20 protein-coding genes are annotated in these 20,693 nt (G+C 65.3%); 9 read left to right on the forward strand and 11 right to left on the reverse strand.

Features of this window, described 5'->3' with window-relative positions:
• Positions 1-40: 40 nt before the first annotated feature.
• A complete protein-coding gene (locus CFE28_02330; protein OYU68928.1) occupies positions 41-1,693 on the forward strand; it encodes an oxacillin resistance protein FmtC in 1,653 nt (550 codons plus the stop codon).
• On the opposite strand, the gene CFE28_02335 is transcribed toward CFE28_02330, so the two are convergent.
• The gene (locus CFE28_02335; protein ID OYU68929.1) at positions 1,690-1,893 is read right to left on the reverse strand and encodes a hypothetical protein; all 204 of its coding nucleotides are present in this window, start codon (positions 1,891-1,893) and stop codon (positions 1,690-1,692) included. The genes CFE28_02330 and CFE28_02335 overlap by 4 nt on opposite strands.
• Before the next feature lie 151 nt (positions 1,894-2,044).
• Here CFE28_02335 and CFE28_02340 point away from each other — a divergent pair, with 151 nt between their 5' ends.
• From CFE28_02340 to CFE28_02355, 4 genes are read left to right on the forward strand one after another with little or no spacing between them, the layout of a single operon-like run.
• Positions 2,045-5,155, forward strand: a complete 3,111-nt coding sequence (locus CFE28_02340) for a Localization factor PodJS (GenBank protein ID OYU68930.1) — start codon at positions 2,045-2,047, stop codon at positions 5,153-5,155.
• Positions 5,156-5,193: 38 nt separating this feature from the next.
• Positions 5,194-6,117 (forward strand): permease, encoded by a 924-nt coding sequence (locus tag CFE28_02345; protein OYU71518.1) that lies wholly within the window; start codon positions 5,194-5,196, stop codon positions 6,115-6,117.
• Positions 6,114-6,866: a hypothetical protein gene (locus CFE28_02350; protein ID OYU68931.1), complete on the forward strand. Its 753-nt coding sequence runs from the start codon at positions 6,114-6,116 to the stop codon at positions 6,864-6,866. Before CFE28_02345 ends, CFE28_02350 begins: the two co-directional genes overlap by 4 nt.
• Positions 6,867-7,310: a DUF3429 domain-containing protein gene (locus CFE28_02355; GenBank protein ID OYU68932.1), complete on the forward strand. Its 444-nt coding sequence runs from the start codon at positions 6,867-6,869 to the stop codon at positions 7,308-7,310.
• Between the two features lies 1 nt (position 7,311).
• On the opposite strand, the gene CFE28_02360 is transcribed toward CFE28_02355, so the two are convergent.
• From CFE28_02360 to CFE28_02380, 5 genes are read right to left on the reverse strand one after another with little or no spacing between them, the layout of a single operon-like run.
• The gene (locus CFE28_02360) at positions 7,312-7,992 is read right to left on the reverse strand and encodes a phosphoesterase (GenBank protein OYU71519.1); all 681 of its coding nucleotides are present in this window, start codon (positions 7,990-7,992) and stop codon (positions 7,312-7,314) included.
• Positions 7,993-8,036: 44 nt separating this feature from the next.
• Entirely contained in the window at positions 8,037-10,517 is a 2,481-nt protein-coding gene (locus CFE28_02365; GenBank protein OYU68933.1) for a DNA ligase-associated DEXH box helicase, read from the reverse strand.
• A 36-nt stretch (positions 10,518-10,553) separates the two neighbouring features.
• Positions 10,554-11,165, reverse strand: coding sequence for a 2-hydroxychromene-2-carboxylate isomerase (locus CFE28_02370; protein OYU68934.1), 612 nt, complete (start codon positions 11,163-11,165; stop codon positions 10,554-10,556).
• A gap of 15 nt (positions 11,166-11,180) precedes the next feature.
• Complete coding sequence (locus CFE28_02375; GenBank protein OYU68935.1) at positions 11,181-12,110, reverse strand: phytanoyl-CoA dioxygenase; 930 nt, start codon at positions 12,108-12,110, stop codon at positions 11,181-11,183.
• Entirely contained in the window at positions 12,107-12,382 is a 276-nt protein-coding gene (locus CFE28_02380; GenBank protein OYU68936.1) for a hypothetical protein, read from the reverse strand. Before CFE28_02380 ends, CFE28_02375 begins: the two co-directional genes overlap by 4 nt.
• Positions 12,383-12,480: 98 nt before the next feature.
• On the opposite strand from CFE28_02380, the gene CFE28_02385 reads away from it, so the two are divergent.
• From CFE28_02385 to CFE28_02400, 4 genes are read left to right on the forward strand one after another with little or no spacing between them, the layout of a single operon-like run.
• Complete coding sequence (locus CFE28_02385) at positions 12,481-13,761, forward strand: DNA recombination protein RmuC (protein OYU71520.1); 1,281 nt, start codon at positions 12,481-12,483, stop codon at positions 13,759-13,761.
• A gap of 5 nt (positions 13,762-13,766) precedes the next feature.
• Positions 13,767-14,276: a peptide deformylase gene (locus CFE28_02390; protein OYU68937.1), complete on the forward strand. Its 510-nt coding sequence runs from the start codon at positions 13,767-13,769 to the stop codon at positions 14,274-14,276.
• A 42-nt stretch (positions 14,277-14,318) separates the two neighbouring features.
• A complete protein-coding gene (locus tag CFE28_02395) occupies positions 14,319-15,245 on the forward strand; it encodes a methionyl-tRNA formyltransferase (GenBank protein ID OYU68938.1) in 927 nt (308 codons plus the stop codon).
• A complete protein-coding gene (locus tag CFE28_02400) occupies positions 15,245-16,006 on the forward strand; it encodes a tRNA pseudouridine(38-40) synthase TruA (protein OYU68939.1) in 762 nt (253 codons plus the stop codon). Before CFE28_02395 ends, CFE28_02400 begins: the two co-directional genes overlap by 1 nt.
• Here the strand turns inward: CFE28_02400 and CFE28_02405 are convergent.
• The 5 genes from CFE28_02405 to argB form a co-directional block, all read right to left on the reverse strand.
• Positions 15,976-17,127 (reverse strand): succinyl-diaminopimelate desuccinylase, encoded by a 1,152-nt coding sequence (locus tag CFE28_02405; protein ID OYU68940.1) that lies wholly within the window; start codon positions 17,125-17,127, stop codon positions 15,976-15,978. The two genes, CFE28_02400 and CFE28_02405, sit on opposite strands and share 31 nt — an antisense overlap.
• Before the next feature lie 95 nt (positions 17,128-17,222).
• The gene (locus CFE28_02410; GenBank protein OYU68941.1) at positions 17,223-18,188 is read right to left on the reverse strand and encodes a shikimate dehydrogenase; all 966 of its coding nucleotides are present in this window, start codon (positions 18,186-18,188) and stop codon (positions 17,223-17,225) included.
• 32 nt (positions 18,189-18,220) lie between these two features.
• Complete coding sequence (gene dapD / locus CFE28_02415) at positions 18,221-19,054, reverse strand: 2,3,4,5-tetrahydropyridine-2,6-dicarboxylate N-succinyltransferase (protein OYU68942.1); 834 nt, start codon at positions 19,052-19,054, stop codon at positions 18,221-18,223.
• Positions 19,051-19,710, reverse strand: coding sequence for a pyrimidine 5'-nucleotidase (locus tag CFE28_02420; GenBank protein OYU68943.1), 660 nt, complete (start codon positions 19,708-19,710; stop codon positions 19,051-19,053). Before CFE28_02420 ends, dapD begins: the two co-directional genes overlap by 4 nt.
• Positions 19,707-20,639 carry an acetylglutamate kinase gene (argB, locus tag CFE28_02425; protein ID OYU68944.1) on the reverse strand — a complete coding sequence of 311 codons (933 nt, stop codon included), beginning with the start codon at positions 20,637-20,639 and terminating at the stop codon, positions 19,707-19,709. Before argB ends, CFE28_02420 begins: the two co-directional genes overlap by 4 nt.
• Positions 20,640-20,693 lie beyond the last annotated feature (54 nt).

Consider the following 20,693-nt stretch of genomic DNA (forward strand, 5'->3'; position numbering starts at 1 on the left):
GTTATCCGATGGTCTCGGTGAAACGGCCCCGGGGTTCGGCATGCGATTTTGGCGTGAGATGCGTCCGGCCCTGTTTGCCGCGGCACCGGTTCTGGCCGCTCTTCTGAGCCTCTCCGCCGGGGTCATGCTCCTGGCGTCAGGGGCGACGCCATCGGTGCCAGAGCGCTTCATCGCCCTCTATGAAGTCACGCCGGCGGCGCTGATCGAAGTCAGCCACTTCATTTCCAGTATCCTCGGCATGGTGCTGGTCATGCTGGCCTTTGGTCTGCGGGCCCGGCTGGACGGAGCCTGGGCGGCGACCATCGCCACAGTGCTCATTGCTGCGCCCCTGGCTCTGCTGAAAGGGTTCGTCTGGGAGGAAACCGCCGCCCTGATTGGCATAGCTGGCGCGCTTCTGCCTTTCCGCGCCGCCTTTCCCAGAAAGGCGCAGCTGACACGAATGGAGGTGACACCGGGGTGGCTGCTGTCTGCAGCGGCGCTGGTTGTCGGAGCGGGCCTGCTTGGCCTCTGGTCATTCCAGCATGTGGACTATGCGGGACAGCCGTTCTGGAAGGCGATGATCGACAGCGACGTGGCCCGGTCGATCCGGGCCTGGGCCGGCGCCGCGATCGCCTTGCTGGCCTATGGGGTCTGGCGGCTGACCGCCACAGCGGCGACCCCAAGGGTGATCGGCGAAACCGATCCTGATTTCCAACGGGTCCGCAGCATTCTTTCCACTGCCGAAGACGCCGAGCCCAGCTCGAACCTCGCCCTGCTGGGGGACAAGCGTTTTCTCTTTTCGGCGTCCGGCGAGAGTTTCCTCATGTTTGGCGTGCGTGGGCGGTCCTGGGTCGCCCTCGGCGGGCCGGTCGGGCGACGGGACGAGCGTCTGGAACTGCTCTGGCGGTTCCGCGAACTTGCCGACGCTCACGCCGTGCGGCCAGGTGTCTACGCCATCGGCGCCGACAACCTTCCGGATGTGGTGGAGTTGGGATTTTCCATTCAGAAGGTCGGGGAGGCCGCCGCCGTCCCCCTTGAAAGCTTCAGGATGGAGGGGCGGCGCCGGGGCAATCTCCGACGCGCCTGGCGCAAGGCCGGTGAGGACGGCGCCAGCTTCCAGATCCTGGAGCCGAAGCAGGTCTCCGACCACCTTGCGGAACTGGCCGCGATTTCCGAGTCCTGGCTCGCCACCCATGCCGGCGGTGAAAAGGGCTTCACCATGGGGGGGTTCAATCCGGGATATCTCTGTGAATTCCCCGTCGCCATCGTCCGGTTCGAGGGGCGGATCGTCGCCTTCGCCAATCTCTGGATCACGGCGGCGAAGACTTCATATTCCATGGACCTGATGCGCTATGCCGAAGATGGCCCGAAGAACATCATGGACTATCTGTTTGTTGAGTTGATCGAGTGGGGGCGTGAGCAGGGCTATCAGGCCTTCGAATTCGGCATGGCTCCCCTGGCGGGCCTGGAAGACAGGCCTTTGGCGCCCATGATGTCCCGGGTCGGCAGGCTGTTCTTTGATCGGGGCGAAGACATCTACAACTTCCAGGGCGTGCGGAAGTACAAGGACAAGTACGACCCCCTTTGGCAGCCGCGTTATATAGCCGCCCCGCACAAGTGGACCATTCCACTCCTGCTGGCGGATATCGGATTGATGTCCTCCGGCGGAGTCGTCGGATTGGCCAAACGGCCGCGGCGCGTCAGCGAAGGCTAGCGGCCTGTGGTTACTCCCATCAGGTTCACCAGATGTACGATCAGAATGATCGCCCCAGTGGCTGAAGCGGCCATCATCGGGCGCCAGGGGATCAACCGGGGTCCCTTCTGAATATTCAGGGGTTGAGCGCCGCGCCAACCGAAAAGGGCGGCGGCGAGGATGCAGACCACCGCCAGAACCAGTGTCGTTTTCGTGTCCATCTTGCTCGACTAGCCTACCGGTCTCCGGAGGGAAAGTTGGTGTTCGTCCACAGAAGATCAACCCCGCCCCCTATATCTTGCGTTAGGACTTCGTTTACACCCCAAGCATCGGTGGTTAGCTTGCCCCGAGAGTGCCGGGAGAGCGATTCGGATGACGTCGGGCGCGCCTTGGAGCGTGAAGGGGATTGATCCCAAAGCCCGGGAGGTCGCAAAGGACCTTGCCCGGCGCTCGGGCATGACCCTAGGCGAGTGGCTGAATCAGATGATCTTCGAGGAAGATGGTCCTGAGGACATTTCTTCCGAGGCTTTTTTCACCCCTTCCGAGACAGGCCTCAGGGGTCCCGTCCGCACCTATTACGAGTCTGCCCGCCAGGAACCGCCAGCGCGGTCCGGGCCTTCGGATGCGTCGCCATCCCGCTTCGAGGCGCCAGAGCATCCTGCAGATGAAATCAGCCGCGTCACCCACGCCCTTGATCGCCTGGTTGACCGGATCGAGAGTTCGGAGGGTCGGACCGGACTGGCCATTTCCGGTGTCGAGCATTCCGTCCGCGAGGCTGCGGCCAGGATTGAATCGGCCGAACGCGAGCAGGTGGCCATCGCCGCCCGGTTCGAGAGCGCCGTCAACGAAACCCGCGAAGTCCAGGAACAGATCGCCAATCGCCTGAAGCGGGTGGAGGCGGAGGCTGCCGGGCCCAAGTCGGCCGAAGCGCTCCGCGCCCTGGAGACCGCCCTCGGCAAGGTCGCAAATCATCTCTACGAAGGCGAGGCGCGGACCCGCCGGACCATAGACAGCCTGCGCGATCGGCTGGATCAGGTTGAGGCGGGTGAAGGCGCCGCCGGAGCCGAGGCCATCGAGCAGGTGGTTTCCAAGATCGGAGAGCGTCTGGTCGAGGCCGAAGCCAGAACGACAACTGCCCTTGAGGGTCTGAAGTCGTCCTTCTCGGGGCTGGACGACCGTCTTGGCTCCATCGAGGGCGGCGCGTCTCCGGCGATTGACCAGAGGCTCGAGCGCCTGGCGGCCAGCCTGACCGAGCGCGTCGAGGCGGTTCGTAACGAGCTGGCCCGCAATCTTCAGGCGTCCACTGAGGGTCGGTTTGACCGGATGGAGCGCAAGCTCTCCGAGATGACCGACCAGGTTCGGACGGCGGAGCACAAGTCCGCCCAGGCCATCGAGCGCCTGGGCCGTGAAGTCACAAGCGTCGCCGACACCCTCAGCCGTCGGGTGATCGCCGCCGAGCAGAAGAGCGCAGACACCCTGGGGCAGGTGACCACAGAGGTCGGCCGCATCACCCAGGCCATGGAAAGCCGGTTCTCGCGCAACGACACCGTCCAGGCTGACGCCATGGAAAAGCTGGGCGCAGAGATCAACCGCATCAGCGAACGTCTGGCCGAGCGCATTGGCTCAGCCGAGCGTCGATCCGCCCAGGCGATTGATGAAGTCAGTGGCCAGCTCTCGCGTGTCACCGAAAAAATCGGTCATCGGGCAGTCGGCGATGACATCGCCGAAACCCTCCGGCACACCGAAGACCGGACTGCGCGCCTCCTGGCCGAGACCAAGGAGAAGATCGATCAGAGCCTGGCCGAAAGCCAGCGCCAGATCGCCGAAACCCTGGCCGGTCCGAACAGCGGCGCCTTTGACGACCGAGGTGACCCCTTCGGCGATCCGGAACCCTTCCCGACATTGACGCCCCAGGCCGGTGCGCCAAAGCCGGCCAATTATTCCACCAAGTCCGGCTTCGCAACGCCCTCGCCCCTGGCCCGTTCACCCAAGGCGCCTACCCTTCAGGCCCCTGAGGCGGTCGAACCGGCTCTTCCCGTGGGTGGTCAAGGCGATCATTTCGATCCCGCCGACTTCGAGGCCATCGACGCCTTCACGCCTTCCTCTGGTGCGCGGTTCCCCGGAGATGTGGCCGGCCTTCCCGACTTTGCATCTGAGACGCAGGGCGAGCCCGAAGCAGCTGCATCCCGGTTCGAATCCGTGGCTTTCCACGATCCGGAAGGCGCCCTGCCGCCGCCGGTCATGCCCGACCTCACCCGCGTGGCGGAAAGAAAGCAGGCGCTCGCCACAGAGGCTCCGGTCGAGGCGGGTCGCCCCCTGACCACCCGGGAAGTCATTGAGCAGGCCCGCGCGGCGGCCCGTGCTGCTGGCGAGGCCGAGGCCCAGGCCAAGGCCAAGAAGGGCGCCCGGGGCGCCTCCATCCTTTCGAGGCTCAGCCGCCCGAAGCGTCAGGCCGGATCCTCGCTGCAGACAGCTCTGGTGATTGCCGGCGCCAGCGCGGCCCTGGCGCTCAGCGCTGCAGGATTCATGTTGATGGAAGGGCGGCCCGGAGGCGGGACGCCCGACCGGGTGGCCCGCGCCATCGCCGCCCTGAAGTCTGACCCGGCTACGGAAATCGCCGGCTCCGAGGTTGACACTGCGCCCATCCCCAAGGACCCCCGGGTGGCGATCGCCCTGACCTCGCCCGAACTCGGCGCGACAGCGACTCCCGGCCTTGATACAGCCGACCTGGCGGACCGCTTCTCCAAGGCGGCCGATGCCGTTGACGCCAAAAAGCCTGGCGCCATTGACGACCTCAAGACCCTGGCGACCCAGGGCTATGGTCCGGCCCAGTTCTATCTCGCCAAGATGTACGAGACCGGCGGCGGCGGCCTGAAAAAGGACCTTGCCTCGGCGCGCCAATGGACAAGCCGCGCTGCTGAAAGCGGCGACCGGCGCGCCATGCACAATCTGGGCATCGCCTTCATCGAAGGCGTGGGCGGTCCCAAGAACGCCGTGACCGCCGCCCAGTGGTTCCGCCGCGCCGCAGAACTCGGCCTTGTGGACAGCCAGTACAATCTGGCCGCCCTCTATGAGCGGGGCCTTGGGGTCAGCCAGAATGCGGCGGAGGCCTATCGCTGGTACCTCATCGCCGCCAAGACCGGCGATGAAGCGGCCCACAAGCGGGCCGAACAGATCCGCAGCCAGCTCAATCCCGACGCCCGGATTGTTGCAGAGCGCGCCGCCACCGCCTTCCGGCCGTCTACCCCCAGCCCGACCGCCGCTGTCGCAACGGCGACAGCCGGACTTGGCACGGACGCCGCCGGCGCGGCGACGGTCCAGAAGGCCCTCTCACGACTGGGCTATTATCAAGGACCCACGGACGGCAGCGCCTCACCGGCCCTGAACCTGGCCCTTGCCGCCTACCAGCGGGATCAGAACCTGACTCCGACAGGCGTGCTGGATCAGGCGACCGTGGCCCGGCTTTCGGTCTTCACCCACTGAGGGGCCGGAACTCCGCCAGATAGGAGCCTTCATTGGCCCTGGATATCTACCTTCCCATAGCAGAGGTCTCGGTCAACGTTCCCCTCCTGGTGGCGCTGGGGGCCGGTGTTGGCTTCATCTCGGGGCTGTTCGGGATCGGCGGTGGATTCCTGATGACGCCCATCCTTGTCTTTCTGGGCATTCCCCCCGCGGTGGCCGTGGCCAGTCTCGCCAGCCATGTGGCGGCGTCATCGACCTCCAGCGTGATTTCCTACACCCGCGCCCGGGCCGTGGATTTCCGTATGGGCGGAGTCCTGGCTTCTGGCGGGGTGGTGGGCTCGATCATCGGCGTCGAAGTCTTTCGATGGATCAGACTGATCGGCCAGGCCGACCTCGTCGTCTCACTGTCCTATCTGATCTTCCTCGGGGTGATCGGTGGTCTCATGTTGTCGGAATCGCTTGCGACCATCATCCGCACGCGCAGGGGCGAGGCGCCCCCCCAGATCCGCGACCGTCGCCCGACCCTGCTCTATGGACTGCCCTTCAAGGTCAAGTTTCCCAAGTCGCGGATGTATATTAGCGTCATTCCGCCCGTCGCCCTGGGGATTTTTGTCGGCATGCTGTCGGCCATCATGGGTGTCGGCGGCGGATTCATCCTTGTTCCGGCCATGGTCTATCTCCTGCGCATGCCTGCAGGTGTGGTGGTGGGCACGAGCCTCTTCCAGATCATCATCACCACGACCCTCACCAGTGTGCTCCAGGCCGGACGCAACCAGACCGTCGATATCGTGCTGGCGACCCTTCTGCTGGTCGGGGGCGTCATTGGCGCACAACTGGGCGCCAAGGCTTCGTCCCGCTTCCGGGCCGAGGAACTCCGCGCCCTCCTGGCCCTGATTGTTCTGGCCGTCGGCCTGCGCATGGGGCTGGGTCTGTTCCTGACCCCCGAAGAGCCCTTTGTCCTGATGACCGGGGTCGGCGGATGATCGAGTCAGCGCCTCCGCCTGCTGTATCCGCCGCCCTGACCACCACCGAGGTGCGGGTGACCTCCGGATTCCAGGGCGCCAGAATTGTCCTCTACGGGACCGTCCTCGATCCCGGCCATGTGCCCAGCGATGTCGTGGTGCTGGTGCGCGGCCCGGAGCAGGCTGTGCGGATTGCCCGTAAGACCCGCATTGCCGGCCTCTGGATCAATTCCCGGCCTGTTGTCTTCCGGGGCGCGCCCGGTTTCTACAAGGCGGCCTCCACGCGCCCCCTGGATCAGATCGCCGATTTCGGGGTCCTGCGACGTCTCGGCGCCGGCATTGATCACCTGGCGATCAATGCTCCGGAGGAGCAAAGTCTTGAGACCCGCTATGGCGTCAAGGACGTGGTGGTGAACCGCCTGGGGGCCGACTATCTGGACTGGCGTCAGGCGGTGGTGCGCCTGAAGGCCCGGATGAGCCTCTATGAGGAAGACGAGCATGGGGTCGTCTTCGTGGACAAGAACCTCTTCAAGGCCGAGATCAACCTGCCTACCGACGCCCCCATAGGTCGCTACAAGGCGCAGATCCTGCTATTCCAGAATGGTCAGCCGGTGTCTGAGCGGGTCCGCGAACTTGACGTAAGGAAGGTGGGACTGGAGCGAACCCTCTATCTGTTCGCCCATCTACACCCCTGGACCTACGGACTGGTCTCGGTCAGCATCGCCCTGGCAGCAGGCTGGGCCGCGTCAGCGGCCTTTAGGAGGTCATAGGTGACACATCCGGCTCCCAAGGGACTCTGGGCCATGGCCCTGCTTGGTCTCGCGCCCTTTCCGCTTTCGGCGATCATCTATGCCTATGGTCCCAGCGGTATGGCCATCCATGGCCTGAATGTCCTGCTCACCTGGTCAGCGGTGACCATGGGCTTTGTGGGCGGCGTGCGGTGGGGGGTGGAATCCTCCCGCCTCCACCCGGAGGCCATCAGGCTGGTGGGCTCGACCATTTCGCCCTTCATCGGTTGGGGACTTCTGGCGCTGCGGCGCTATGTGGAGGTGGACTGGATTGTCGGCGGCTTTCTGGCGGCCTTCATCGTCCAGTGGATGTTCGACCAGGCCGCCCCGGGCGTTCCCAACAAGTATCCGCGTATGGTCACATTCCTGACCCTTGGGGCCGGGGTGTCCCTGGCCATGGCCCTCGAAAAATCCATGCGGATGTAGGTCAGTCGGGCCGCATTGACCTGCGGCCGACAGCGTGGACCCGATCAGACCCCAGGGCCCCGGCGATGACCGGTCCGCTGAACAGGCCTCCGAAGGCCGGATCCAGAATGTTGAGCCCGCCGGCATAGGCGCCGAAGGCCGGCACGATCATGCGGCCGCCATCGGTGACAAAGCACCGCCGCCGTACCGACCCCCGAAGGGACGCGACCCGGGCGCAGGGGTGCAGGTGACCCGAGATTTCTCCAGCCTGTTCGCCCGGCAGGGGCTCGTGGCGCAGGATGAGGCTTCCCAGGATCAGATCATCGACCACATCCCCCGGCAGCAGGGCTGGCCCCTCATAGTCGTGATTGCCCAGCACCCAGACCAGGGATCGGCCCCGGCCCAGTGATGCAAGCGCCTCTGTGTCGACTGCCCCCAATCGGAACTCGCCCGCACCGTCATGAAAGGTGTCGCCCAGGAGGACCAGGGTCTCTGGATTCAGCGCCCCTGTCTCTCCCGCCAGGCGCCTGAGGGTTTCCCGGGAATCGTAGGGCGGGAGGAGTTGTCCTTTCGAGGCATAGGACGATCCCTTTTCGAGGTGCAGGTCCGCAACAATCAGGGTGCGCGACGCCTCCAGCCAGAGGGCGCCTGACGGGCGCATGACGGCGTCCTCGCCATTGAGGCAAAGCCTCAGCCCGCCCATGGCTGCCGGCCCCAGGGCTAGGCCCTGACTGTCGATGGCCTGGTTCAAGACATGGCCTCGGCGATCAGGTCGGCCTCGGCTTCAGCCAGGATCATGTCCCCTGCCTGACCCGGGGTCCGCTCCTTGCCGAGCTCCAGAAGAATCGGCACGGAAAACGGGGAGAGATGTTCAAGATCGGCGTGGCGGATATGGCCCTTGATCCGCGCCAGCATCTGCCCCAGCCGGGCTACGTCGATCAGGCCGGTCGCCGCATCGGACCTGGCGCAGGCCAGCAGCAGGTGGTCAGGCTGATGGCGGCGCAGGACGTCGTAGATCAGGTCTGTGGAAAAGGTCACCTGCCGCCCGGACTTCTGGTGCTCACCGGGAAAACGCCGCTCGATCAGTCCGCTGATCGCGGCGCACCCCTTGAAAGCCCGCTTCATCATGAAGCTTTCAGCCAGCCATGATTCCAGATCATCCCCCAGCATGTCCTGGTCAAACAGGTCGCCGAAATCGAGATTGCTCATCGGATCGAGCGACCAGATCGCCACCGCATAGTCATTGCAGACAAAGCCCAGGGGACCGACCCCCAACCGCTCCAGCCGCCGGGTCAGCAGCATGGCCAGGGTGGTGTGGGCCAGGCGTCCCTCGAAGGGATAGCAGACCAGGAAGTTCCGCCGCCCCCGCGGAAATGTTTCCAGCAGTAGCTCGCCTTCGCCAACGATCAGCGATCGATCCCTCTGGGCTTCCAGCCATTCGCGGACATCGGCGGGCAGGACCTGCCAGTGGTCCTGGTCGAACATAAGTTCCCGAACCCGCTTGGCCAGGAAGGTGGAGAGGGCGAATTTCGAGCCCCCCCAAGAGGGCATTTTCGGGTCCTTGTCCGTCGCCGCCTTCACGAAGACGTCCAGGCCCGTCACGGCCACCAGGCTCCAGACCTGACCGGCGAAGACAAAGGTGTCGCCGGGGTCGAGCATTTCCAGATAGCCCTCTTCGATCTCGCCGATCTTGCGGCCGCCGACCAGGCGCTTGCCCATGGCCACCCGCACCGACAGGACGGCTGGGGACAGGATGGCGCCGACATTCAGTCTGTGCCTCTGGGCCGTGGCGGCGTCACGTACCCGCCAGAGACCGTCCTGGCCCTTCACGATCCGCCGGAAGCGGTCATAGACCTTCAGCGCATATCCACCGGTGGAGACGAAATCGACCACCTGCTCGAAGTCCTCCCAGGTCAGGTCGCGATAGGGACCGCAGGCGACCAGCTCGTCATACAGTTTCAGCAGGTCGAAGGGCTCGGAGCAGGCCAGGCCCATGACGTGCTGGGCCAGGACATCCAGGGCGCCGGTCCGGGCCGGCTCGCCGTCGAACCGGTTCTCGGCAATGGCCTCGCGGGCCGCCTGACACTCCAGCATTTCAAACCGGTTGGCCGGGACGAAGAGGGCCTTCGAGGGCTCGTCCAGCCGGTGATTGGCCCGGCCGATCCGCTGGACCATGCGGCTGGCGCCCTTGGGCGAAGCCAGCTGGATGACCAGGTCCACATCTCCCCAGTCAATGCCGAGGTCCAGAGTTGAGGTGCAGACCACAGCCCGCAGTTCCCCCCGGGCCATGGCCGCCTCGACCTTGCGTCTTTGTTCGGCTGACAGGGATCCATGGTGCAGGGCGATAGGCAGGTCATCATCATTGATCTTCCAGAGTTCCTGGAAGGCGAACTCGGCCTGGAAGCGGGTGTTGACGAAGACCAGAGCCGTCCGGGCGCCCTTGATGGCCTGGTAGACCTCCGCCATGGCGTGCTTGGCGGTGTGCCCGGCCCATGGCACCCGACCTTCGGACAGCAGCATGTCCACCACCGGCTGGGCGCCCGGCGGGCCAAACACCAGATCGACCGTGTCTTCCGGTCGAGGGGTTTCGGGGGTGGTCCTTCCGCCCCAGGCCATCCACCGGCGGATGACATCCGGATCATCCACCGTGGCGGACAGTCCGACCCGGCGCATGTTCGGGGCGAAGACCTGTAGCCGCGCCAGGGCAAGCGCCAGCAGGTCGCCCCGCTTGGAGGCGTGGATGGCGTGGATCTCGTCGATGATCACGCAGGACAGGTTCTCGAAATAGAGCCGGGCGCCCTCCCAGGCGCAGAACAGGGCCAGCTGTTCCGGCGTGGTCAGCAGAATGTCCGGGGGCTTGACCCTCTGCCTCTGCTTGCGGGAGACCCCGGTGTCGCCCGTCCGGCTTTCGGCCACGATGGGCAGGCCCATCTGCAGAATGGGCGCCATGAGATTGCGCTCCACATCCACAGCCAGGGCCTTCAGGGGTGAGATATAGAGGGTGTGGATGCCCTGAGGCGTGTTGGCCGGAGGCCGCTCAGCCAGTTCGATCAGGCTGGGCAGGAAGCCCGCTAGGGTCTTGCCGCCGCCGGTGGGGGCGATCAGCAGGGCGTCCCGGCCAGCCCTCGCCCGCGCCACCATCTCAAGCTGATGGGACCTGGCCTCCCAGCCGCGGCCGGCGAACCAGTTCGTAAATCTGTCGGGCAGGAGGGGCGGGGCGGCGGCCATGACCTGCCTATAGCATGTTCTCTTTTCGTTTCACCCTCAGGCTTGGGCCCGGACCCGCAGAACGGCGTCGCGGATCAGGGGAAGGCGGTCATTGCCGAAATACATGTCGTTCCCGCCGACAAAGATGGTGGGCGAGCCGAAGCCGCCCCGGGCTATGACTTCCTCGGTATTGAGCCTCAGCTGGTCCTTGACCTGCGCCTGCGCGATTCCCTCGAAGAAGGCGTCCGGGTCGATCCCGCTCTTTTCGCAGACGGTCTTCAGGACCTCGTCCTTTGAAATGTCCTGGTCATGGCTCCAATAGGCTTCAAAGACGGCGGTGGCGAAGTCCAGCATCCGGCCCTGGGGCTCCAGCCAGATGCAGCCGCGCATGGCCTTGACGCTGTTCACCGGAAAGACGCTGGGCGGAAACTTGATGGTCAGGCCCGTGAACCGGGCCCAGTCCCGCAGGTCCTTGCCCATATAGCGCGCCTTGGCCGGGACCGGGGTCTCCCTCTGGGCGTAGACGCTGGGATTAACCGTGTTGAATATGCCCCCGACCAGAATGGGCTTCCAGGCAGTCTCGACCTGCAATTCCTTCTGCAGGGCCTTGAGGTTTTCAAAGGCCAGATAGGTCCAGGGACTGGAACAGTCAAAAAACACTTCAAGCATTCTGGAGCTCCTCGCTCAGGCCAGGGCCGGGCTGTTTTCCAGCCGGGTCAGCCAGTAGTCGGCGTCATAGGTCGGGTCGCCGGTCAGATACCGCCACAGCTTGATCCGGTTGACGAATTCCAGCCGGCCCGTGTCCTGCTCGAACCAGGGCTCGGGGGTCATCAGGATCTGCTCGACACTGGGGGGCTGAGGTCCCTTGAGGTAGAAGATCGGCCTCTGCTGGACCTGGGGTTTGAGGGTTTCCAGATCAAACTGCCGAACCTGTGTCTTCGTGGGATTGATCCTGATCTTGAACATGGTCCGGGTATCGTCCGACAGGTTGACCCCGCCCCCGTGCCATATGCCCGAATGCAGGAAGAGCAGGGTTCCGGCCTCGCAGACCATATGCTGCTGGCCGCGTATGTTCTGATAGCGGCCCAGCGCCACCTCGCTCACCCTGCGGAGGTGGGTGCCGGGCACGAACCGGGTGCCGCCCATGGGTCGGGTGACCCGGTGCGGATAGTACATGATCTGCAGGTCGAAGGCCTGGCGGGGATCGATGGTCGAGTCCTGGTGGGTGTGCTGGCTGACGCTTTCGCCGCCCTCATGATAGGCGGGCGGAAAGGTGACATGCAGGAAGTGGTGGTCAAAGATCGGCGCCTCACCCACCAGGCTGCGGACAGCGCCGGCCACAAGGGGCAGGCCCAGCAGGCGCTCCATGGCCGAACCCTGGGGATAGGCGCTGGCCAGGGGCGTCCCGGCGGCGACCTGCGGTATGTCCGCCCGGGCCAGGATCTCGCCATAGGTCCGCCGCAGCTTCTGTCCGGGGACGGCCGGGGCAATCTCGCCGACAGAGTCCATGAACTGGCGGTTGATCTCGTCCGGCACAACGCCGTCGAACCGCAGGAAGCCCCGGGCGACAAAGCTCGCCATCTGTTCAGCGGTGAGAAGCGGCAGGCTGCTCATGCGTCCATCTCCACCAGTTGCTCGAAGAAGAACTCGTATTTCAGATAGCTGAGGTCGAACTCCTCCCCCCGGTTATGGGGCAGGATCTGGGCGGCCTGGATCAGGCGCCAGCCGGCCTTCAGGGCGTCCAGCCCCGTGGCGAAGGGCGGTTCGTCATTGTCGCCGGCCATGGTGCGGGACTGACCGGTTCCGTCATAGACCGCCCAGGCGACCACGGGGGAATCCAGGGCCGAGTTGGCGAGGTACAGGACCAGGACCTTTTGTCTTTGCATGGGCTCCCCAGACATTTTCCGCGATCATGGCCCACAGCGCGGCCTGAGGGAACAGGGTTCGGTGGCGAAGCCTGGCGACTCCGGATATGGAACGGAGCATGAACCTTGATCCTGTCCTTCTCCTTGCTGTCCTGTTCTTCGCCGCCGCTGTGGTCGCCATCTTCTGGGCCCTGATGGAACGGAGCCGCGCCGACAAGGCCGAGGCCCGGGTCTATGGCCTTCAGGACGCCGCCGCCCGGGTAAAGGTGCTCGAGGAAATGGGCGCCAAGACCGCCGCCCTGCTGCAGGGCGAGGCGGTGACCGCCATCGCCGAGCAGGTGCTCAAGCGGGCCGACGAGACCCTCCACAATCGCGAACAGCTGGCCCAGGCCCGGCTGGAGGCCCAGCTCAAGCCGGTGGCCGAGACCCTGGCCAGGTTCCAGGAACAGGTGACGGCTGTGGAGAAGGTCCGGGCCGAGGAGTCCGGCGGCCTGAAACAGCAGATCGCCGACCTGATGCAGGCCTCAGCCGCCACCCAGGCCGAGACCCGCAAGCTGTCCTCCGCCCTGCGCCGGGGCGCCGGGGTCCAGGGCCGCTGGGGGGAGCAGACCCTGCGCAATGTCCTGGAGGCCGCCGGCCTGACCAAGCACTATGACTTCACTGAACAGACCTCGACCGACACCGATGAGGGCCGCCGCCGTCCCGACGTGACCGTCCGCCTGCCGGGCGGGGCGGTCTTTGTCATCGACGCCAAGTGTTCGATCAACGCCTTCCTCGACGCCCAGGACGCCGGGGACGAGGCCCTGCAGGAGGCGGCCTATGTCCGCCATACCCAGAGCGTCCGCGCCCACTTCCTGGGCCTGTCGGCCAAGGCCTACTGGGACCAGTTCGACGCCTCGCCCGACTTCGTGGCCATGTTCATTCCCGGCGACAGCTTCCTGGCCGCGGCCGTCGAGCGGGCGCCGGACCTGATGACCGAGGCCATGGACAAGCGGGTGCTGATCGTCACCCCCACCACCCTTTTCGCCCTCTGCAAGGCCGTGGCCTATGGCTGGCGGGTGGAGGAGCAGGCGGCCAACGCCCAGGAGATCTCGAAGCTCGGCCGCGAGCTCTACAAGCGCCTCTCCGTCATGGGCGGCCATGCTGCGGCGGTGGGCAAGGCCCTCGACCAGGCCGTCGGGCGATATAACCAGTTCGTCGGGTCCCTCGAGACCCAGGTCATGACCCAGGCCAAGCGGTTCGAGGATCTCAAGGTGGACCATGAGGGCCGGGAACTGCCGGACCTGAGCCCCGTTGAAACCGCCGTGCGGCCCTTCTCCAAGCTCTCGACGGTCGGGAATGATGATGAAACAGGCGCCGTCCCCGCCTTGACGCTCAAGGGTCGCTCACCTACCTCCTGACCATCATGGCTATTCGCGAAATCCTGGTCGTCCCAGATCCCGTCCTCAAGCAGGTCTCCACCCCGGTCGAGGTGGTCGACGACGCCCTGCGCGCCCTCATGGATGACATGCTCGAGACCATGTATGACGCGCCGGGCATTGGCCTCGCCGCCATCCAGATCGGCGTGCCTAAACAGGTCATCGTCATGGACCTGGCCGGCAAGGACGAGCCCCCCCAGCCCCGCTATTTCGTCAATCCGAAGATCATTTGGGCCTCGGAAGAAACCGCCCCCTATGAAGAGGGCTGCCTCTCGGTCCCCGAAATCTTCGACGAGGTCGAGCGCGCCGCCCAGGTGAAGATCCAGTACCTGGACTATCACGGCAAGGAAGTGACCGAACTGGCCGATGGCCTGTTTTCCGTCTGCATCCAGCACGAGATGGACCACCTCAAGGGCGTGCTGTTCATCGACTACCTCTCGCGCCTGAAGCGCGAACGGGCGGTGTCCAAGGTCAAGAAGCTGGTACGCGCCGCCTAAAGCTTCGTTTCGCGAGGCGCTGTTTCGGGCTAAAGCCCGGCAATGCGCATAGCCTTTCTCGGAACCCCTGACATCGCCGCCGCCTGCCTTGCGGCCCTGGCGCAGGCCGGGCACGAGGTCGCCATGGTCTATTCCCAACCCCCGGCGCCTCGGGGTCGGGGCCATGACCTCAAGCCCTCCGCCACTCACGCCATGGCCCTGTCCCTGGGTCTTGAGGTCCGCACGCCGACCTCAATGCGCGATCCCGACGTCATTGCAGCCTTCCAGGCCCTGAAGCTAGACGCCGCTGTGGTGGTGGCGTTCGGCCAGATACTTCCCGCCGCTGTGCTCGACGCACCCCGGTTGGGATCCTTCAACCTTCACGCCTCCCTCCTGCCTCGGTGGCGTGGCGCCGCGCCGATCCAGCGGGCCATCATGGCCGGAGACGCGCAGTCTGGAGTCCAGGTCATGCGCATGACCGAGGGCCTGGATGAAGGCCCGGTCCTGGCCGGCGCGGTTCTCGACATCAGCCCCCTGGAAACCGCCGGAACCCTGCATGACCGGATGATGGCGGCGGGCGCAGATCTGCTGGTCAGGACCCTGGCCGACATCGCCGCAGGCCGCGCCGTTGAAACGCCCCAGTCCGAAGAAGGCGCCACCTACGCTAAGAAGATCCGGACGAAGGAAGCCCGCCTGGACTGGACCAGGCCCGCTGTCGACCTGGATCGCAAGATCCGCGGTCTCTCGCCCTTTCCGGGGGCCTGGTTCGACCTGCCGAGCGACAAGGGCCCGGTCAGGGTCAAGGCCCTGCTGTCCCGGGCCGAAGACGGTGCAGGCGAGCCCGGCGAAGTGCTGGATGAGGCCCTGCTGGTGGCGACTGGCGCCGGCGCCGTTCGGCTTCTCAGGGTCCAGCGGGAAGGCAAGGGCGCCCAGGATGCCGAGGTCTTCCTGCGGGGAACGCCTGTGCTGCCGGGAACCCGGTTTCCCTGATGCCCCGCTACCGGCTGACCATTGAATATGACGGCGGCCCCTATTGCGGCTTCCAGGCCCAGCCGGACCTGCCCTCGGTCCAGGGCGCTCTCGAAGCGGCGGTGAAGGCCTTCTGTGGCCAGACCCTGCGAGTGGCGGCTGCGGGCCGGACGGACACCGGCGTCCACGCCACCGGCCAGGTGGTCCATATCGATCTCGAAAAGCCCTGGCCGGCTGAAACCGTCCGCAATGCCCTCAACGCCCACTTGGCAAAGGAGTCAGTGGTGGTGCTGGATGCGGAGGTGACGCAAGGGGACTGGCACGCCCGGTTCTCAGCGACCGAGCGCCGCTATCTCTACCGCATCCTCAACAGGGCGGCGCCCGCGGCCCTGGAGCGAGGCAAGGTCTGGCGCCTGAAGGGTGAGCTGGACGCCGAGGCAATGCACCACGCCGCCCAGACGCTGGTTGGGCATCATGACTTCACCACTTTCCGGGACCTGAAGTGTCAGGCCAAGTCGCCCCTCAAGACCCTGGATGTGGCTCGGGTCAGCCGCATTGGCGATGAGGTGCATCTGGTCTTCGAAGCGAGGTCCTTCCTGCACCGGCAGGTCCGGTCCATGACCGGCACCCTGGCCCAGGTTGGTCTGGGACGCTGGACGATGGCGGATGTCGAGGCCGCGCTCGAAGCGAAGGACCGACAGGCCTGCGGCCCGGTTGCGCCCGCCGACGGCCTCTACCTGACAGGGGTCGGTTATCCGGCTGTGGAAAACGTCGCGAAATAGCGGCGGATGATCTCGCGATAGACCGCCTGCAATTGCAGGATTTCCGACACCGGCGCCCGTTCATCCACCGAATGCATGGTCTTGCCCACCAGACCCACCTCAACCACCGGGCAGAGGGCGCGGATGAACCGCGCGTCCGAGGTGCCGCCGGTGGTCGAAAGGTCCGGCGGTGAGCCCGCCACATCCGTCACAGCCGAGCTGATCAGCTGGGTGAAGGCGCCGGGCTCGGTCAGGAAGGCTTCGCCGCTGATGGTCGGCTTGACGATGACATTTCCCTGGAAGCCTTCCTGGGCCGCAAGGGCTTCCCCGGCGATCCAGTCGGCCAGGCTCTGGCCGGTATGGTTGGGATTGAAGCGGATATTCAGCCGGGCCCGGGCTTCGGCGGGGATCAGATTGGTGGTGGGATTGCCCACATCAAAATTGGTGAGCTCGAGATTCGAAGGCTGGAACCCCAGATAGCCCTGATCCAGTTCGGTCTCCTGCAGGCGGGCCAGCAGGGCGACCAGGACCGGGATCGGATTGGCCGCCCGGTGGGGATAGGCCACGTGGCCCTGAATGCCCTCGACGGTGATGTTCACATTGATCGAGCCCCGGCGGCCGATCTTGACCATGTCGCCGAACCGCTCGGAGCTGGTGGGCTCGCCGACAATGCAGTGATCGATGACTTCGCCTTCGGCCTGCAGGGCCTGGACAACCTTGACCGTCCCGTCCGTGGCGACGCCTTCTTCATCCCCGGTGATGAGGAAGGAGATCGAGCCCTTCACCTCGCCCGCCTCGATGGCGTCGGCGCAGGCGGCGGCAAAGGCGGCGATGGCGCTCTTCATGTCCACGGCGCCCCGCCCGATCAGCACGTCATCCACGATATCGGCGGCGAAGGCCTCGCGGCTCCAGGCCGCGGCATCGCCCACCGGCACCACGTCGGTGTGGCCGGCAAAGCAGAGGTTGGGGCGCTCCGAGCCGTAACGGGCGTAGAGGTTTTCGATCTGACCAAAGGTCATCCGGCGACAGGCGAAGCCCAGACCGCTGAGGGTCTGCTCGACAATATCCATGGCGCCCGCGTCCGCAGGGGTGACCGAGGGGCGGCGGATGAGGGCCTGTGTCAGGCTGACCGGATCAATCACTCTCGTACTCGCACGCTGATGTTCAAATTCAGGGGAGTCATAGACCGGAACCCCAACATGCCCAAGGTCGACAAGCGGTGGCGGAAAGGCCAGGCCTAGGAGTAGGACTCGCCGACCATCTCTTCGCTTTTGGTCCAGAGCGCCCTGGCGCTTTCAGGATCAAGGGCATAGGAGCGGACTCCGCCACGGACGCCCTCAATGTCCTTGATCTCCGCGACGTGGCAGTCCTCGCAATACTTCCCGCCGACTTCATCCGCATCCGCGACGAAACCGCTCCAGACAGTGGTCGCTGCGCCTTGGGGGATGGTCTTCCAGACAAAGGGTTCCGCGCCTGCCGCCTGATTGCTGGCATTGATGCTGGCAATCATGGCCTGGGTGGCCTGCGGCGTCACATGACGGCCAAGCTCGGTCTGGATTCCGCCCGGATGCACGGCGGCAGCGCGGACGCCCCTCGCCCTGTGGCGGCGGTCGAACTCCACGGCGAACAGGACATTGGCCGTCTTTGACCGGCCATAAGCCCCGAACTCGGAATAGGGCGTGTGGTCGAAGTTGGGATCTTCCAGGTCGACGTCGGAGAACCTGTGTCCGGCGGACGCCAGATTCACCAGCCTTCCGTCCTCTTTCAGGAGTCTGGCGATCCGGTTGACCAGGACGAAGTGGCCCAGGTGATTGGTTCCGAACTGGGTCTCAAAGCCGTCGACGGTCTTTCCCATAGGGGTCGCCATGACTCCGGCATTGCAGATTATGACGTCGAATGGACGTCCATCCGCCAGCAGGGCGTCGGCGCAGGCGCGAACGCTGGCCAGTGATGCAAGGTCCAGCTCCACCAGTTCCAGGCCGCCGCCCTGAGCAGCCTGTTCACGGACCGGGACGGTTGCTGTTTCAGCCTTCGCCAGGTTCCGGGCGGCGCCGACCACCGTGGCTCCATGAGCCGCCAGGGTACGGGCTGTCTCGACGCCAAGGCCTGCCGAGACACCGGTCACAAGGACTCGCCGGCCTGACAGGTCAACGCCCTGAAGGACATCGTCAGTAGTTGAGGTCGCGCCAAAAGATTGAGCCATGAGGTCTCCGGACTGTTTGGTTCCCGGGAATTCTATTCCCGCAGCAGCTCGTTGATCGAGGTCTTGGACCGGGTGCGGGCGTCGACGGTCTTCATGATCACCGCGCAATAGGTCGAAGGCATGCCTTCGTGCGGGCTCGGCCGGCTGCCGGACATGATCACCGAATAGGGCGGCACTTCGCCGGTGATCACTTCGCCAGTCCTGCGGTCGACGATCGGTGTGGTGGAGGTCAGATAGACCCCCATGGACAGGACGCTGCCCTCGCGGACGATGACGCCCTCGGCCACTTCCGACCGGGCGCCGATGAAGCAGTTGTCCTCGATGATGGTGGGATTGGCCTGCAGGGGCTCCAGCACCCCGCCAATGCCGGCGCCGCCGGACAGGTGCACGTTCTTGCCGATCTGGGCGCAGGAGCCGACCGTGGCCCAGCCATCGACCATGGTGCCCTCATCCACATAGGCGCCGATGTTCACGAAGGAGGGCATCAGCACCACATTGCGGGCGATGAAGCTGCCCCGGCGGGCGACGCAGCCGGGCACGGCGCGAAGGCCCGCGGCCTCGAAGCGGGCGGCGTCCCAACCGGTGAACTTGGAAGGCACCTTGTCCCAGTAGGGACCTGGCGCATCCGCCTCGATCAGGCTGTTGGCGGTCAGGCGGAAGGACAACAGGATGGCCTGCTTGGCCCACTGATGTGTGGTCCAGACGCCATCATCGCCCCGGCTGGCGACCCGCAGGGTTCCAGCGTCCAGCTGGTTGATGGTTTCCTCGACTGCCTCGCGGACCTCGCCCCTGGTGGCGGTGGTCAGGGTGTCGCGGACCTCCCAGGCGGCTTCGATGACGGACTTCAGATCACTGGACATGTTCAGGCTTCTCTCAGGCGGGCGCTCTTCAGGAAGGGCGCGAGTTTGGCGGTCTTGTAGTCGATAAAGGACGCTGTGGTCTCTGCGGCGCGGGGTCCGACCATGACCGTGGTCATGCCCAGATCCTTGGCGGGTTTGAGATTACGTTCGCTGTCTTCAAAGAACGCCGTCGCCGCCGGATCAAGCCCGTGGGCGGCGATCATCCGCTCAAAACCCAGGGGATCGGGCTTTGGTGCAAAGCCGAAGGAATGGATGTGGAAGACCTCGTCGAACAGGTCGGTCAGGCCCAGATGTTCCAGCACCCGCTCTGCATGGCGGTCGTCGGCATTGGTGAAGACGAAACGACGGCCGGGCAGGACCTGAAGGATGTCCAGCAGGTCATGGTCCCTCGCCAGAACGTCCAGGGACAGGTCATGGAACAGGGCGTGGAAGTCTGCCGGATCCGTGCCGTGGTTCAGCATTAGGCCCTTCAGGGTCAGGCCATGCTCGGCGAAATACTTCTTCTGGAGGACATAGGCCTGGTCATGGGGCAGACCCACGGCCTGGGCGACGAAGTCGGTCATCGCGCCCTCGACCTGCTTCATGAACCCGGATTCCTCTGGGTAGAGGGTGTTGTCCAGGTCGAAGAGCCAGGTGTCTATGTGGGCGAGATCCGGGCTCATGCGGTGATGAGCGTGCCCGACCCGTGTTCGGTGAACAGCTCGACCAGCATGGCGTGGGCCCGGCGGCCGTCCAGAATGACCACGGCCTCGACCCCGGCCTCGACGGCCGCAATGGCGGTCTCAAGCTTGGGAATCATGCCGCCGGAAGCCACACCCGAGGCGATGGCTTCCCGGGCTTCGGCCACGGTGAGCTGGCGGATCAGTTCGCCGTCAGCGCCCAGCACGCCGGCCACATCGGTCAGCAGCAGCATGCGCTTGGCGTTCAGGGCGCCGGCCAGGGCGCCCGCCACGGTGTCGGCATTGATGTTGTAGGTCTCGCCGGTGCTGGAAACGCCGATCGGCGCAATCACCGGGATATAGTCGTGATCCGCCGAGATCAGGCCCTCGATCAGCTGGGGATCAATCCGGGTGGGCTCGCCCACAAAGCCCAGGTCCACAACCTGTTCGATCAGGCTGTCAGGGTCCTTCTTGGTGCGGGTGACCTTTTCCACGGTGATGAGCCGGGCGTCCTTGCCCGACAGGCCCACCCCGCGCACATCGGCCTCGGCGCCGGCCAGGGTGATCCAGTTGGCGATTTCCTTGTTGATGGCGCCCGAAAGGACCATTTCGGCCACTTCCATGGTGGCTTCATCGGTGACGCGCAGGCCGTCGACGAAGGTCGACTTCACCCCGGCCTTGTCCAGCATGCGTGAAATCTGCGGGCCGCCGCCATGGACGACCACGGGATGCAGGCCGAGCAGCTTGAGCAGGACGGCGTCAGCGGCGAAGAGCTTGGCGGTCTCTTCCTGGCCCATGGCGTGACCGCCATATTTGATGACCACGGTTTCGCGGTCGTACTGCTGGATGAAGGGCAGGGCCTCGGCCAGGGTTTTGGCGGTGGCCCAGCCTTGCTCTTCGGAGCGGGACTCCCGGTCTGACGTCTGGCTCAACTTTTGGCCCCTCCCACCTGTCGGAGCGCTCCGATAGCGGACATGGGCGGGTCT

This window comes from Alphaproteobacteria bacterium PA2, assembly GCA_002256425.1.
GTDB lineage: Bacteria > Pseudomonadota > Alphaproteobacteria > Caulobacterales > Caulobacteraceae > Phenylobacterium.

Bases quoted from the DNA above. Each gene is read 5' to 3' on its own strand.
- CFE28_02410 (OYU68941.1), bottom strand. From the start codon at position 18,188: ATGGCTCAATCTTTTGGCGCGACCTCAACTACTGACGATGTCCTTCAG.
- CFE28_02395 (OYU68938.1), top strand. From the start codon at position 14,319: ATGCGCATAGCCTTTCTCGGAACCCCTGACATCGCCGCCGCCTGCCTT.
- CFE28_02370 (OYU68934.1), bottom strand. From the start codon at position 11,165: ATGCTTGAAGTGTTTTTTGACTGTTCCAGTCCCTGGACCTATCTGGCC.
- CFE28_02400 (OYU68939.1), top strand. From the start codon at position 15,245: ATGCCCCGCTACCGGCTGACCATTGAATATGACGGCGGCCCCTATTGC.
- CFE28_02330 (OYU68928.1), top strand. From the start codon at position 41: ATGCGATTTTGGCGTGAGATGCGTCCGGCCCTGTTTGCCGCGGCACCG.
- CFE28_02360 (OYU71519.1), bottom strand. From the start codon at position 7,992: ATGGGCGGGCTGAGGCTTTGCCTCAATGGCGAGGACGCCGTCATGCGC.
- CFE28_02340 (OYU68930.1), top strand. From the start codon at position 2,045: ATGACGTCGGGCGCGCCTTGGAGCGTGAAGGGGATTGATCCCAAAGCC.
- CFE28_02380 (OYU68936.1), bottom strand. From the start codon at position 12,382: ATGCAAAGACAAAAGGTCCTGGTCCTGTACCTCGCCAACTCGGCCCTG.
- CFE28_02365 (OYU68933.1), bottom strand. From the start codon at position 10,517: ATGGCCGCCGCCCCGCCCCTCCTGCCCGACAGATTTACGAACTGGTTC.
- CFE28_02375 (OYU68935.1), bottom strand. From the start codon at position 12,110: ATGAGCAGCCTGCCGCTTCTCACCGCTGAACAGATGGCGAGCTTTGTC.
- CFE28_02420 (OYU68943.1), bottom strand. From the start codon at position 19,710: ATGAGCCCGGATCTCGCCCACATAGACACCTGGCTCTTCGACCTGGAC.
- CFE28_02350 (OYU68931.1), top strand. From the start codon at position 6,114: ATGATCGAGTCAGCGCCTCCGCCTGCTGTATCCGCCGCCCTGACCACC.
- CFE28_02390 (OYU68937.1), top strand. From the start codon at position 13,767: ATGGCTATTCGCGAAATCCTGGTCGTCCCAGATCCCGTCCTCAAGCAG.
- CFE28_02335 (OYU68929.1), bottom strand. From the start codon at position 1,893: ATGGACACGAAAACGACACTGGTTCTGGCGGTGGTCTGCATCCTCGCC.
- CFE28_02385 (OYU71520.1), top strand. From the start codon at position 12,481: ATGAACCTTGATCCTGTCCTTCTCCTTGCTGTCCTGTTCTTCGCCGCC.